Source organism: Mesorhizobium sp. M7D.F.Ca.US.005.01.1.1 (genome assembly GCF_003952545.1).
Lineage (GTDB): Bacteria > Pseudomonadota > Alphaproteobacteria > Rhizobiales > Rhizobiaceae > Mesorhizobium > Mesorhizobium loti.
This window is the reverse complement of sequence record NZ_CP034453.1, coordinates 3,064,989-3,079,086: the sequence shown is the minus strand read 5'-3', so window position 1 is coordinate 3,079,086 and position 14,098 is coordinate 3,064,989. Positions and strand designations below refer to the sequence as shown.

The window sequence follows — 14,098 nt, the reverse complement described above, 5'->3', positions numbered from 1 at the left end:
CCAATGCTCTCAATGCTCAGCCGAACAGGGCCAGAAGCGCGATGAGAAGCGAGAAGATGCCCAGAGCTTCGGTCACGGCAAAGCCGAAGATCAGACGGCCGAACTGGCCATCAGCAGCCGACGGGTTGCGCAGCGCGCCCGCCAGGTAGCTGCCGAAGATGTTGCCGAGGCCAATGCCCGCGCCACCCATGCCCAGGCAAGCGATGCCGGCGCCGATGTACTTTGCTGCTTCTGCGTCCATTTGTTCAACTCCTTTGGATCTAAAATTCCGTTGCGATTCCATCCGGCGCCAATGTTGGAAAACTCTTGGGCCGGAAACTCTTGGTCAGTGCCCGGGGTGCAGGGCGTCGTTGAGATACATGCAGGTCAACACGGCAAAGACGTAAGCCTGCAGGAAGGCGACCAGCAGTTCCAGTGCCGTCAGCGCCACCGCCATGGCCAGCGGCAGGATCGAACCAGCGACGCCGACCGCGCCGAGCGCGCTCAGGCTGACGACGAAGCCGGAGAACACCTTCAGCGTGATGTGGCCGGCGAGCATGTTGGCGAACAGACGAACCGAGAGGCTGACCGGGCGCGACACGAAGGAGATCACCTCGATCAGCACCACCAGCGGCAGCAGGAAGACCGGCACGCCATGCGGTACGAACAGCTTCAGGAAACCAAAACCATGCTTCATGAAGCCGTAGATGACCACGGTTGCGATCACCAGTACGGCAAGGCCGAAGGTGACGATGATGTGGCTGGTGATGGTGAAGAAATACGGGAACAGGCCGAGCAGGTTGGCGACGAGCACGAACATGAACAGCGAGAACACAAGCGGGAAGAACTTCATGCCTTGCGTGCCCGCGGCGTCGCGCAACATGTTGCCGACGAACTCATAGGCCATCTCGGAGACCGACTGAAGTCGGCCGGGAACCAGGCTGCGGCTCGAGGTCGTGAGAAACAGAAACGCAGCCGCGACGACCACGGTTGTGACCATGAACAGCGCCGAATTGGTGAAAGACAGGTCGTAGCCGCCGATGTCGATCGGAATCAGCTTGTTGATATGGAACTGGTGGATCGGATCGACCTTGTCAGCTGCCACGTTCAAACCCCGTCAATGCCGCGTACGGCCTCGTTAGCATTACCGCACATGAAGCGCGGTCATTTCTCGTCGTCTTGGTCACGGCGCGATTTGTCGCCCTGCCCGAATTCTGCCACAACGCCCGCGGAACGCATGACATTGAGCACGCCGGCGCCAAAACCAAGCAGCAGGAAAACGATCAGACCCAACGGCGATGTCCCCGCCATACGGTCGATGATCCAACCGATGCCGGCGCCCACCACCACGCCAGCGATAAATTCGCTGGAGAGTTTGACCGCCTGGCCATAACCGGCCGCACTGCCCGCTTTCGCGTCGTCTTTCCCCTCGAGCCGGTCCGGCCGCCTTGTCGCAAGCGAAGCTTCAAGGTCACGCCGGCGGCGCTCAAGATCGTCATCGCGGATGTCGGGCTCATGCTGCTTGCCGCGGCCGGTTTCTCCGGTTCCGTCTGGCCCATTCTTGTCGGCCATCGCAACCCCCCTGCCCGGTCAGACCGTCACCGTCCGTCCGCTTCTAAAGTCGCCGGCAACATAGTTAGAGGGTTTGCGCCCGTCAAGCCACGGGCGGAAGTTCATTGCCATGTATTTTAGGCAACAAAATCAAATAGTTATAAAGGTGCGACATCGTGCCCGCCGCGATGATGGGGATGCATGGCGCGAATCCCCCGGGCAATGGCTCTTCGATCGACTGCGCGGCGCGCCAAAGATCAGCGGCTGTTGCGCGCTCAGCTCCAGCCGCCACCATAGGTCCGATAGAAGATATGCAGACCGATCTTGGTCATCTTCTGCATCGTGCGCGCCCAGACGGGATGGACATATTGGGCGTAGTAGTGGGTCGACGATCCGACCTCCGGGATGAAGATCTTGCCGGCGGTGACGGCCATGGCAATATCCTGGGCAGTCTTGTAGGCGACAGGGCTGTCGATGCGCTTCTTCCTGCCGTCGCAGGCGAAGGAGAACTGGCAACGGTTGAACCAGCTGTCGTTCTGGTAGACGACGCCGCAGATCGAATTCGGATAGGCCGGGTTGCGGACGCGATTGAGGATGACCTGGGCGACAGCGGCCTGACCGCGCACGGACTCGCTCCTCGCCTCGAAATAGATGCCGTTGGCAAGGCATGCCTGCTCCTTCTTGGAGAAGACACTGGCGGGCAGCGGGTTCTGGATCCAAGAATGATCGCCCTTGGTCATCGGCGGAATGAAACGGCCGTCGTTGGGCTGCTCGTCCTGAAGCAGGGCTTCGAAGGGCGATGCCTTGGCATAGTCGGGCTCGGACTGCGCATAGGCGGTCGCCAGCACGTCCGGATGGTCATTGTTGACCAGGGCTGCCAGCATGGCCGGCACGCCGGGATCCGGCTTCTTGTCCTCGCGTGCATGGAATGCCGCGGCAATCTGGATTTCCTTGCCTTTGATCTGCGGCTTGGCGAAGGCCATCTTCAGGCCGCTGTCCATGCTGGGCCGCAGCAAGGAAGAGGTGCGCTCGAAGATCGAGCCGGCATTGAAGTTCTTCGGCGGCGCCACGGGAGACATCTGGACGATGCGCCCTTTCTTCTCGGCGCGCACGACGCGATCCTCGTCGGGCGTGCCGCTGACCTTGCCGCCCTTGCCGCGAAACGACACGTTGCCGACGCCGGCCAGATGGACGCCCGATCCGGAGATGGAGCCGGTGATGTCGGAATCGACAAAAGGCATCTCGGCCGCATGGGTCGAGCCGGCGACGGATTTCTCGACATAGGAATTCCAGCGCGTGCTCGATGCTTCGAGGCCGGAGACGAGGCTCGTCATGTCCTGGTAGGCGGCGACGGTCGGAAAGCCGATCCAGATGCCGAGACCGATGACGAACGGGGTCAGAAAGCCACGTCTTCTCTCACCGGCGGCGGCAACAAGCCGCTTCAACACACGTCGATGCACGGAACTCTCTCCAGGAACGCTACAGACCCCACTGGAGAGCAAAATGATGCATTAACCTTGATGGGACGTTAACGGGTTCGATCGGGTTTTCCTGATCGGCTGGAGGTGGTGGTTCCGAAGTCGGGCGGTTTTGCGGCCGGCATGCGAACTCAGGCCGGGCGCAGGAAGATCGGCCAGGCGAGCAGTGCGCAGATGGCGGCCGACAGCCAGACGCCGGACCATGACCAGAGGTGCAAGAGCCCCGGAATGGCCACCGGCACCAGGAAGAAGCCGACGAAAACGAAGCTGTTGGCAAGGCTGAGCGCGGTTCCGACATGGCCGGCACCGGCAAGCGTGGCAAGCTCGGTATAGGCGACGCCGTGCCATGCGGAGACCGAGATGCCCGCGACAATCAGCACGACGGGAAGGACAGCCATCAGGAAGAACCGTCCGCCCGGCATGGCGGGACCGGCCAGAACCAGCAGCCAAAGCACCAAGAAGGCAAGCGCGCTGAGCGCACTGCACAAGCGAAGAAACTGGCGGCGGTTGCCGTGGCGGTCGGTGAAGCGGCCGCTCCAGATGCGCATGACCATGGCGCCGATCTGCACGGCGGCGAGGCTCCCGCTGATCGCTGCCGTTCCCAGTCCGACAAAGTCATGCAGGAACACGGAGGCGAAGGTGAGCACTGCCACTTGCGGAAAGCAGAGCAGGCCGATGGCGGTCGCGATACGCCAGACGTCCGGATTGCGCAGCGGCGCCGGTCCGGCCACAGTTGCCGAAGCGAGATGGCCCTCGCCCGCCGTCGGCGGCTCGTGCAGCCAGCGCCAGGCGAACAGGGCAGAGAGAGCGGATGCGCCCGCCAGAACCCCAAACACCGCGCCAAAGCCGAAAGCCAGGGCAAGCGAGGGCAGGACAAGCGCGCCAAGTCCGCCACCGAGCGGCACCGCCGTCTGCCTGATGCTCATGGCAAAGCCGCGCTCGTTTTCGCGGAACCAGCCCATGATGGCGCGGCCGCTCGAACCGTTGACGCTGCCGCCGAGCAGTCCGGTGATAAGCAGGCTCGCCGAGAGCAGCGTGACATCGGGAATGCCGCTCCTTGTCGGGACAACCAGCATCGCCATGACCAGGAGCCACGCCGCCGTCGCACCGAGCCCGATCAAAAGCACGCGGCGATCGCCCCAGCGGTCGGTGAGCAAGCCCCAGGGCAGTTCGCTGAGCGCGACCCCCAGCCCGAGAAGGCCGAGTGCCAGGCCGAGCTCGGCATTGCCCAGATGATAGCCCTGACGAAGCACGACCGCCGTTGCCGGTATGCCGGAGAAAGTGGCGGAGAAGCTGGCATTGGCGGCAACGCCGATGCCCAGGACCTTCCAGCGATGGCCGGGCTTGAATGCTCTTCCGGTGAAGCCGGTATCTTCCAGAAGTTCCGGCTTCTGTCGGTCAGTGCAATTGACAATGGCGGACATGATTTCATTCCCGTGCTGGCCAGTGGTCTGGCCTTGACGGTCTGTTTCTAGCGCCGTAGTTTCATCCTTAAAATCAGTAATTTTTAAACTTACCATCCTGAAAAGCAGGACTAACAATATGCGACGCGTGACATTCGACCTCGACGTCCTCCGCAGTTTCGTCACCGGCATGGAGTTGGGCAGCTTTGCCAAGGCGGCTGACCGGCTTGGCCGGTCGACGTCGGCGGTCAGTGCGCAATTGAAGAAACTGGAAGAACAGGCGGCGACGCCGATTTTCCGCAAGTCGGGACGCGGCCTTGCCTTGACCGAGGCGGGCGAAACCATGCTCGGCTATGCACGCCGGCTGATCGAACTGAATGACGAGGCGGCATCCGCCATCCATGACGTCGAGCTTGAGGGCTGGGTAAGGCTCGGCCTGCAGGAGGATTTCGGCGAGGCGGTGCTGCCGGACGTGCTCGGCCGCTTCGCCCGGGCGCATCCCAAGGTCAAGATCGAAGCCAGGATCGCGCGCAGCCATGAACTCGCCGAGCGAATCGTGTCAGGCAGTCTCGACATCGCGCTCGCCTGGCACCGCGGCGAGACGCTGCCTTACAGCGAGCACGTCGCCGATGTGCAGATGCGCTGGATCGGCCCGACCAAGCGCATCGAGACCAGCCTGCGCCACAGTGAGCCACTGCCGCTGGTGGCGCTCGAAGCGCCATGCCTGTTGCGCACGGTGGCAACCGAAACGCTCGACCGCGCCGGCCTGTCGTGGCGGATGGCCTTTTCCAGCCCGAGCCTTGGCGGCATCTGGGCAGCGGTTGCGGCGGGGCTGGGGCTGACGATCCGGACCGACATCGGCCTGCCGGCCAGCGTCAGCGCGATGACGCCTGAGATCGCCGGATTGCCGGCGCTGCCCAAGATGTCCTTGTTCCTGCATCGCAAGGACGCCGAGGCCGAGCCGGTGGCGGCCCGCCTCGCCGACATCCTGCTGGACGCCGCGCGGCAAGCGCTGCCTGAGAATACGCGGGCCAGCGACCTGCGCAGCGTGGCGTGATCATGGCGCACCAAGGGGGCGCCGATGACAATCAGCTTCGCTTCTTGTTGGACCTGCCTGCGAAGGGATTGTCCGACGTGCGCAGCGCGATGCGGATCGGCACGCCTGGCATGTCGAAGGCTTCGCGCAGGCTGTTGGAGAGATAGCGGACATAGGATTGCGGCATCGCGTCGGGCCGCGAGCACTGGACGACGAAACCCGGCGGCCGGGTCTTGGCCTGGGTGACGTATTTGACCTTCAGCCGGCGCCCGGCCACGGCAGGCGGCGGGTGGTGCGCCAGGATGCCTTCCAGCCAGCGGTTGAGCTTGCCGGTCGAGACGCGGCTGTTCCACACCTTGTGGGTCCTGATGACGGCATCCATCAGCTTGTCGAGACCGCGCCCGGTCTCGCCGGAGACCGGTACGGCCTGGAGGCCGCGCGCCTGGGGAAGAAGACGTTCCGTCTTCTCGCGCAGTTCGGCCAGAAGCTCCTGGGGATGGTCGATCAGATCCCATTTGTTGAAGGCGATCACCGGCGCTCGGCCTTCCCTGATGATCAGGTCGGCGATCTGCAGATCCTGCTTCTCGAAGGGAATGGTGGCGTCGAGGACGATGATGACGATCTCGGCGAAGCGGATAGCGCGCAGGCCGTCCTGCACCGACATCACTTCCAGCTTTTCGTGGATCCTGGCCTTGCGGCGCATGCCGGCCGTATCGAACAGTTTCAGGCGGCGGCCATGCCAGTCCCAGTCGACGGAGATCGAATCACGCGTGATGCCGGCTTCCGGTCCGGTGAGCAGCCGTTCTTCGCCGATCAGCGCGTTGATCAGCGTTGACTTGCCGGCATTGGGACGGCCGACGACAGCGATGCGCATCGGCTTGGTGTCGTCATAGGTGTGCTCGGCATCCGGGTCGGCGATATCCTCGCCGATCAGAACCTCGCCAGCAGCGACTTCTTCGTCTTCGCCATCTTCTTCGCCGAAAGCACGCGCTTCGCCGAGCGCGCCGATCACGGCGTCGCGCAGGTCGGGCATGCCCTGGCCATGCTCGGCCGAAACCGGGATCGGTTCGCCAAGGCCGAGTTCCCAGGCCTCCAGCATGCCGCCCTGGGCGCCCTTCGCCTCGGCCTTGTTGGCGACCAGCACGACCGGCTTGCCGGACTTGCGCACGATCTCGGCAAAGGTCCTGTCGTCAGGCAACAGTCCTGACTTGGCATCGATAGTGAAGAAGATCAGGTCGGCCTCGCGGATGGCGATCTCGGTCTGCGCACGCATGCGGCCGGGCAAGGTCGAGGCGCCCGCGTCCTCGAAGCCGGCGGTGTCGATGACATCGAAATGCAGGTCGTAAAGCTTGGCGGCATGGACGCGACGGTCGCGGGTGACGCCCGGCGTGTCGTCGACAAGCGCCAGCTTCCTTCCTACCAGCCGATTGAAAAGAGTCGATTTGCCGACGTTAGGTCTGCCGATGATGGCGACTTTGAAGGTCACGACGCACTGCCCGACCCGCGGATCAGTTCGGACATCAACGTTGCGCGCTCGCGGGTGTTGCGCGGGGCGCCGTCATCGGCGGCGATCTGGTCGAACAGTTTCAGCGCATCCTGGGTCTTGCCTTCCTTCCAGGCGGAAAGGCCGAGTGCCTCGCGCGCCGTATGGCGCAGCGTGTTGGTGTCGGATGTGAGCGCCTCGACACGGCTGGAGACATCGGCAAAGGAGCCATGGTCGACAAGCAGAAGTGCTGCCCGCAGCCGCGCCATGTCGCGAATGCCCTGGGGAATAGCCGTGTCGGCGGCGACTTCGTCGAAATCCTTGACGGCGGCGTCGATGTCGCCCTTGTTGGCCTTGACGGTCGCGCCGCGCATGCGGGCGAGCAACGGATAGGCGCCGTAGCCATCCTTCTCCAACTGATCGAGTGCGGTCAGCGCTTCGTCGTTCTTGCCGTCATTGGCAAGCTTCAGCGCCTGCGAGAACGCATCGCCCGAGCGGTTGGCGCGCGTCTCGTCCCAATAGCGATAGCCAACGAAGGCGGCGGTGCCGAGCACCACGAGAATCGCAATGACAATCAGGGCGGGGCCGAAACGGTCCCACAGCGCCTGCGCCTGTTCGCGACGGATCTCGTCGTTGACTTCACGGATAAAACTGTCGTCGGACATCAATCAAACCATTCCTGCCCGGTCGGGCCTTTGTCAGCCCGCGTTTTAGCGAAATTTTGTCGGCATGGAAGGGGTTCAACCGGAAAATCGCCTATTCGCGAGGGCAAACGGATGTTTGCCCCGGGCAAGCAGCCGAAAAGGCCAATCGCACCCACGCCACATTTGGGCGATAGCCGGCTTGCAGACGTTCCCAGAGTGAAGATCAGATTCCGATGTACCGTCCGTTCCGCGTTGTTGCGTTTTCCCTCGCCGCGCTCGCCACTGCCGGTGCGGCTTTGGCCGATCCGCCCGCGCCACCAGCGCCGGCAAAGCCGAAACAGGTCATCATCATCTCGTTCGACAGCGCCCGCGACATTTCGCAGTGGAAGCGCAGCCGGGCGCTGGCGCAGCGCACCGGGGCGCATTTCACCTATTTTCTCTCCTGCGTCTTCCTGCTGTCGCCGGAGACACGCAAGGAGTACACCGCACCCGGCAAAAGCGCCGGCAAATCCAACATCGGCTTCGCCGCCTCGAAGCAGGAAGTCACCGAACGGCTCGAGCAGATCGACCTTGCCGTGCATGAAGGCCACGATATCGCCAGCCATGGCTGCGGCCATTTCGACGGCAAGGACTGGAGCAAGGCAGACTGGCTGAAAGAGTTCAGTTCGTTCGAGCACATTCTCGAGAACGCCTATGCGATCAACGGCATTGCGCCCGAACCCGAGGGCTGGCGCGATTTCGCGCGGCATGCGGTTGTCGGCTTTCGCGCGCCGTATCTGTCGACTGGCAAGGCGCTTTATGAAGCGCTGCCGGCGGCCGGCTATCAGTTCGACGCGAGCGGCGTCTCACAGGGCCCTGCCCGGCCGGCGGCCAGCAACGGCATCATGCACTTTTCGCTACCGCAGATTCCGGAAGGACCGAAATCAAGGCCGGTGATCGCCATGGATTACAATCTCTATGTCAGACATTCCGGCGGCTTCGAGCGGCCAAGCAAGGCGGACGAGTTCGCCAACCGGACCTATGACGCCTTCCGCGCCGCCTTCGACAAGCAGTATGCGGGCAAGCGCATTCCGCTGGAACTCGGCTTCCACTTCGCGCTGATGAATGACGGCGCCTACTGGAACGCGCTGGAGCATTTTGCCGGCGAGGTCTGCGTCAAGCAGGATGTCGAGTGCATCAGTTTTCGCGACTACATATCGCGCCAGGATGCTGCCCAGAAGCAGGCTTCGGTCGGCGGCTGAGCCGCCAACCCGGTTCGATTTCCAAAAACCCGGTCTTTAGGCCGGATCCTCGGCGCCTTGTCTTGCCAGATAGCGCTGGTCGATATCGGGCAACGGCTCGCCTTGCAGCGTCGCCTCGAAGGCGCGCAGGCGTTTGTGGACCGATTGCAGTTCGACGATGGTCGACCAAGAGGTGAGCAGAAACTGCAGCGACCCCGTCACCTTGCCGAACGCGTTCGAAATCTGGTTCAGCGCGCCGAACGTTATCTTGTGCGCCACCAGCGACGGACCCAGGATCAGCAGCGAGAAAATGTTGTCGGCCTGCAGGTAGGTGTAACGGACGACGTTGAAATAGATGTAGTGGAAATAGAGCCTGAAATAATTGTGACGAACATTCGAAAACAGTTCGGCAGTGGTGGCTGGCTGGGCTCGGTCCGCGTGATCCTCGCCGTAGACGAGTTCCTTGCGATAGGCGGCTTCGACACGCTGGTTGCGGAATTGCAGCCCTGGAAGTTTCAGGCCGGCAATCATGACCGAGATCGTCCCGAACAGACACCAGGCAAGGGCTGCGACCACCAATGGCTGCGGGATTGCACCGATAATCGGCAACTCGGTGATATGGGCCTGCAACTGGATCATGACCGGCAGGAATGCGATCAAGGTCATGATCGACTGGACGAAGCTGGAACCTAGATCTTCCATGATCTGCGAGAACCGCATCGTGTCTTCCTGGATACGCTGCGAGGCACCCTCGATATGGCGCAGCCTGCCCCAATTCTCGACGAAGTAGTTGTTCATCGCCGTGCGCCAGCGGAAGATCCAGTGGCTGACGATGAAGGCATTGACCACCTGCACATTCATGCCGACCAGAGCTAGCCACGAAAAATCGGCCAATCCGATGTAAAATTCGCCGTTGGTCGACTTCCCAGTCCCCGACATCAGTCCCTGCACATAGTCGAAGAACGGCCCCCGTACCAGGCGTTGACGGCGACACTGACCTGCACATTGAAATAGATGAAGAACAGGATGACCGCGGTCATCAGGATCGACCAGCGCTGCCACGGATGCGGCGAATACCAGCTCCAGAATGCGTAGAAGACGAGCACGCAGAACGCGAAGTAGAGATAGAACCAGAGGAACGGCTTCGATACGAGGATGGCGATGCCAATGATGGGCGGCGCGCCTGCTGCCGCTGGCGGCAGCCCGAAAACCGCGCCCAACTGCTCACCACCGAAAAACCAGAACAGGATCGCCGCAAGGCTCCAGACGGCGGCCGAAGTGAAGAAGAGCTTCGGCTGCGGGAAAAAGGATACGAACACTGTGGCGAATTCCTCGATCTAGGCGCAAATCAGCTGACTACGGCGGGCATAAAGTCACACATTAGTGGGAAAGAAAATGCCCGTGCCCGATGCCCGGCACAGCAAGCCCACAATCATGGCGATTTTGGCGCAGCCGACCATGTGATGGCGCCGGAAACGACAAGAGCGCCGGCCGCGACAATCGAGGCGAGGAAGAAATCACCTGACGCCTGCGCCAGAAACCCAGCGGCAACCGGACCGATGATCTGGCCAAGTCCGAATGAGGCCGTCATCACGGCAAAGATCCGGCGTGGCGCCATTGGCGCCAGCTGCCGTGCGGCCTGCAGACCAAGCGCGGTGATGGCAATGAAGGTGACGCCGAGCAGCAGGCCGCCAAGCAGCGGCCCGGTGCGTCCGCCGATGGCGACGCTTGCCGTGACGCCGACAACTTCGATGAAACACGCCAGCGCATAGGCGACATAGAGTCCGATCCGTACGGCGATCTTCTGCCAGAGCCAGGTCGAGGGAAATCCGGCAAGGCCGGCGACCATCCACACAACAGCCTCGAAGACGCGGCTACCGCCGCCTTGCCGGACGATGGCGACCAGGAATGTCGCCGTCACCACATAGCCAAACCCAAACAGGCCGTAGGCAATGATGATCTTCAGCAGCGACCGGTCTTTCGGCAATGCCGGCTCAGGGCCAGGTTCGCCATTGGCGAGCGGACCCTCGTCCACCAGCAGCGCCACGACCACGAAACCGCAAGCCGAAATTGCCGCCGACCACAGCCAACCTGCTGCCCAGCCGGCATGTTCGGTGACCAGGACAGCCATCATCGCCGCGGACACCGCGATGCCGAGGCCAACGCCGCCGAAGTGCCAGGCCTGCAAGTCACCTCGACCGACAGCGGCGATATGGCTGAAAACGATGCTGGCCATGAACACCATGACAAAGGCACTGGCCAGACCGGCAAGAAAGCGGATGATGAGAAAGGCGACCATCGCGTCAGTCAGGCCCATCAGTGCGGCTAGGACAGTGCTGGCACCGAGACCCGACAGCATCAGCAGGCGCTCGCGCCCATGCGCCCAGCCGCCCGCCGCCGCCAGCGCGCCGACGAGATAGCCGAGATAGTTGGCAGAGGCGATCCAGCCGGCATCGGCCGGCGACAGGTGGAGCTCCTCCATCATGCCAGGCAGGATCGGCGTATAGACAAAGCGGCCGATGCCCATGGCGACGGCCAGGGCAATCATGCCGGCGAAAGCGTAGCGCAGCGCTGTCGAGGTGGGCGATATCATTGCAGCGCACAATAAGTGCGCGAGCCGGTGAAACAATCCGCCTTTTGTTGGGCCAGCGCAACCGCGAGGCGGCGCGATCGCCTCGACTTCTGCTTAAGCCGGAACCCTTGGCGTCCGCTCAGCAGCGTCCACCGGGAGCGGCACGCAATGAAGTCGTTTCGTGCACGGTCCGCCGCGCCGTCAGCCTGAACGGCACATCACCAAGTTCGCGCTCCGACATGGTGTTCAGCACTGGGTGCGAAAGCGGATCGATCAGCCATCCCTGAGTCTCGCCTTCACGGCACGGCTCATACGGCGTATTCGCGGCGAACAAGACCTTCAGCGACGACAATATCCTCAGCATTTCCGGCTCCGTGGGCCTGTCTCCCGTCAATAAAGTCTGCCGTTTCGATATGTCTTTCAATTGAGATTTCAGCCGGATCGGTTTAGAAAAACTCAAATGGCCATGCTCAATCGCGTCCATCTCAACGGCCTTCGCGCCGTCGAAACCGTTGCCCGTCTCGGCTCCCTTGCCGCGGCGGCCGGCGAACTCACCGTTTCCGTCAGCGCCGTCAGCCAGCAGATAAGCCGCACCGAAAAGCAGCTCGGCCAGGCGCTGTTCGAGCGGACGGCGAGCGGTCTCGTACTGACCGAATTCGGCGCCATCTTCGCGGCCCGCCTCGGCGCGGGGTTTCGCGAGCTTGCCCAGGCCGTGGCGCTGGCCGACGAGGCGACGCAATGCACCTTGGTGGTTTCAGTGGCGCCGGCCTTTGCCTCGAAATCGCTGCTGCCCAGGCTGTCGCGTCACTTCGCGCGGCATCCCAACGTGCTGCTGCGCATCGACGCGTCGGTGCGGCTGGCCGATCTCGATCACTCCGACATCGACATCGCCATCCGGCTTGGCGACGGCAAATGGCCTGGCGGGCGGGCGGAACTGCTCCTGACGCAGGAAGTCTTCCCCGTTTGCGCACCGGTGATAGCCAGGAAACTGAAATCGATCGAGGACCTTGCCCAGACCTGCGCGATCACCGACGAGCGGGCGATGATCAACTGGGAAAGCTGGTTCGAGGCGGCTGGTGTTCCACCGGTCACCTTCCTGAAGGGGGCGCGTTTCACCGACCCGATGCTTTGCCTGGAATCGGCGATTGCCGGCCATGGCGTGATGCTGGGCTGGCAATTGCTCACCGCGGATGCGCTGGCCGATGGGCGGCTCGTGGCGCCTTTCGGAATCCGCGCTCAGAGTGGGCTCGGCTATTGGCTGGTGACCTCCGCCACCCGGTCTGAAAGCCGCAAGGTCAGGGATTTCAAGGTCTGGGTCCGCGAGGAGATCGAGGCGACGATGGCGCAGTTCAGGTCGCTTGAAAGCGCGGCCTAGGTCTGGCCCAGCGCAATCGCGGTGGAAAGGATGCGGACTGCGGTCTATGTAAGACCATATCAAAACATTACGGCAGGCAGGATCATGACCACACATACGCGCGGCGTTTCCGCATCGATCGACCCGGTGAAGCTCGACAGGCTGGCGGAAGTTGCCATCAAGGTCGGGCTGCAATTGCAGCCAGGACAGGATCTGGTGCTGACGTCGTCCATCGCGGCGCTGCCGCTAACCAGGCGGATCGTCGAGCACGCCTACAAGGCCGGTGCCGGGCTGGTGACGCCGATCTTCAACGATGACGAGATGACGCTGGCGCGCTACCGCTTCGGCGCCGATGCGAGCTTCGACCGCGCCGCCGGCTGGCTTTATGAAGGCATGGCGAAGGCCTTTTCCAACAATGCGGCAAGGCTGGCCGTACGCGGCGAGGATCCGTCGCTGCTGTCGGCGCAGGATCCGGCGAAAGTGGCACGTGCCAACAAGGCCAATTCGATGGCCTACCAGCCGGCGCTGGAAAAGATCACCGGCTTCGACATCAACTGGAACATCGTCGCCTATCCGGACCTCGCCTGGGCCAGGCAGGTTTTTCCGGAAGACAGCGACGACGTAGCTGTAGCCAAGCTTGCCGACGCCATCTTCGCTGCCTCGCGGGTCGATGTGGAGGACCCGATCGGCAATTGGACGGCGCATAATGCAGCGCTTCGCGGCCGCACCGAATGGCTCAACGGCCATAGTTTCCACGCGCTGCACTTCACCGGACCGGGCACCGACCTGACCGTCGGACTGGCGGACGGCCATGAATGGATGGGCGGCGCCTCGACCGCCAAGAACGGCATCACCTGCAATCCCAACATCCCGACCGAAGAGGTCTTCACCACGCCGCATGCAAAGCGCGTCGAGGGCCATGTTTCCTCGACCAAGCCGCTCTCCTACCAGGGCACGCTGATCGACGAGATCTCGGTGCGTTTCGAGGCGGGCAGGATCGTCGAGGCCAAGGCATCGAAAGGCGAGGACGTGCTGAGGAAAGTGCTCGACACCGACGAGGGCGCGCGCCGCCTCGGCGAGGTGGCGCTGGTGCCGCATTCCTCGCCGATCTCGGCGAGCGGGCTGTTGTTCTTCAACACGCTGTTCGACGAGAACGCCGCCTGCCACATCGCGCTCGGCCAGTGCTATTCGAAGTGCTTCGTCGACGGCGCCTCGCTCAGCCAGGACGAGATCGCGGCGCGCGGCGGCAACAAGAGCTTCATCCACATCGACTGGATGATCGGTTCGGACAAGATCGACATTGACGGCGTTCACAAGGACGGCCGCAAGGTGCCAGTGATGCGCAAGGGCGAGTGGGCCTGACCACTTGCGGAGGGGC

Annotated in this window: 13 protein-coding genes and 1 pseudogene; 4 read left to right on the top strand and 10 right to left on the bottom strand. The window is 62.8% G+C overall.

Annotation, left to right across the window (positions count from 1 at the left end):
- Window positions 1–16: 16 nt before the first annotated feature.
- From EJ076_RS14645 to EJ076_RS14625, 5 genes are all read right to left on the bottom strand, one after another.
- The gene (locus EJ076_RS14645) at window positions 17–241 is read right to left on the bottom strand and encodes a F0F1 ATP synthase subunit C (RefSeq protein WP_006206606.1); all 225 of its coding nucleotides are present in this window, start codon (window positions 239–241) and stop codon (window positions 17–19) included.
- 84 nt (window positions 242–325) lie between these two features.
- Window positions 326–1,084 (bottom strand): F0F1 ATP synthase subunit A, encoded by a 759-nt coding sequence (locus EJ076_RS14640; RefSeq protein ID WP_126068359.1) that lies wholly within the window; start codon window positions 1,082–1,084, stop codon window positions 326–328.
- A 59-nt stretch (window positions 1,085–1,143) separates the two neighbouring features.
- The gene (locus EJ076_RS14635) at window positions 1,144–1,551 is read right to left on the bottom strand and encodes an AtpZ/AtpI family protein (protein WP_126068358.1); all 408 of its coding nucleotides are present in this window, start codon (window positions 1,549–1,551) and stop codon (window positions 1,144–1,146) included.
- 254 nt (window positions 1,552–1,805) lie between these two features.
- Entirely contained in the window at window positions 1,806–2,990 is a 1,185-nt protein-coding gene (locus tag EJ076_RS14630; protein WP_126068357.1) for a cell wall hydrolase, read from the bottom strand.
- Window positions 2,991–3,139: 149 nt separating this feature from the next.
- The gene (locus EJ076_RS14625; RefSeq protein WP_126068356.1) at window positions 3,140–4,432 is read right to left on the bottom strand and encodes an MFS transporter; all 1,293 of its coding nucleotides are present in this window, start codon (window positions 4,430–4,432) and stop codon (window positions 3,140–3,142) included.
- Window positions 4,433–4,550: 118 nt separating this feature from the next.
- Between EJ076_RS14625 and EJ076_RS14620 the strand changes: the two genes are divergently transcribed.
- A complete protein-coding gene (locus EJ076_RS14620; protein ID WP_126068355.1) occupies window positions 4,551–5,468 on the top strand; it encodes a LysR substrate-binding domain-containing protein in 918 nt (305 codons plus the stop codon).
- A gap of 31 nt (window positions 5,469–5,499) precedes the next feature.
- Here the strand turns inward: EJ076_RS14620 and der are convergent, their stop codons facing one another.
- Together der and EJ076_RS14610 are read right to left on the bottom strand one after the other, a co-directional pair.
- Window positions 5,500–6,933 carry a ribosome biogenesis GTPase Der gene (der, locus tag EJ076_RS14615; protein ID WP_126068354.1) on the bottom strand — a complete coding sequence of 478 codons (1,434 nt, stop codon included), beginning with the start codon at window positions 6,931–6,933 and terminating at the stop codon, window positions 5,500–5,502.
- Window positions 6,930–7,595: a tetratricopeptide repeat protein gene (locus EJ076_RS14610; protein ID WP_126068353.1), complete on the bottom strand. Its 666-nt coding sequence runs from the start codon at window positions 7,593–7,595 to the stop codon at window positions 6,930–6,932. The genes der and EJ076_RS14610 overlap by 4 nt, the downstream gene beginning before the upstream one ends.
- Before the next feature lie 212 nt (window positions 7,596–7,807).
- Between EJ076_RS14610 and EJ076_RS14605 the strand changes: the two genes are divergently transcribed.
- Entirely contained in the window at window positions 7,808–8,815 is a 1,008-nt protein-coding gene (locus tag EJ076_RS14605) for a polysaccharide deacetylase (RefSeq protein ID WP_126068352.1), read from the top strand.
- A 36-nt stretch (window positions 8,816–8,851) separates the two neighbouring features.
- Here EJ076_RS14605 and sbmA read toward each other — a convergent pair.
- From sbmA to EJ076_RS14590, 3 genes and pseudogenes are all read right to left on the bottom strand, one after another.
- Window positions 8,852–10,113 (bottom strand): annotated as a pseudogene (sbmA, locus tag EJ076_RS14600) (peptide antibiotic transporter SbmA).
- 113 nt (window positions 10,114–10,226) lie between these two features.
- Entirely contained in the window at window positions 10,227–11,387 is a 1,161-nt protein-coding gene (locus EJ076_RS14595) for a YbfB/YjiJ family MFS transporter (RefSeq protein ID WP_126068351.1), read from the bottom strand.
- Between the two features lie 118 nt (window positions 11,388–11,505).
- Window positions 11,506–11,850: a hypothetical protein gene (locus tag EJ076_RS14590; protein WP_348639819.1), complete on the bottom strand. Its 345-nt coding sequence runs from the start codon at window positions 11,848–11,850 to the stop codon at window positions 11,506–11,508.
- Between EJ076_RS14590 and EJ076_RS14585 the strand changes: the two genes are divergently transcribed.
- The gene (locus EJ076_RS14585) at window positions 11,827–12,741 is read left to right on the top strand and encodes a LysR substrate-binding domain-containing protein (RefSeq protein ID WP_126068350.1); all 915 of its coding nucleotides are present in this window, start codon (window positions 11,827–11,829) and stop codon (window positions 12,739–12,741) included. The genes EJ076_RS14590 and EJ076_RS14585 overlap by 24 nt on opposite strands.
- 84 nt (window positions 12,742–12,825) lie before the next feature.
- Window positions 12,826–14,082 carry an aminopeptidase gene (locus EJ076_RS14580; RefSeq protein ID WP_126068349.1) on the top strand — a complete coding sequence of 419 codons (1,257 nt, stop codon included), beginning with the start codon at window positions 12,826–12,828 and terminating at the stop codon, window positions 14,080–14,082.
- Window positions 14,083–14,098: the final 16 nt, after the last annotated feature.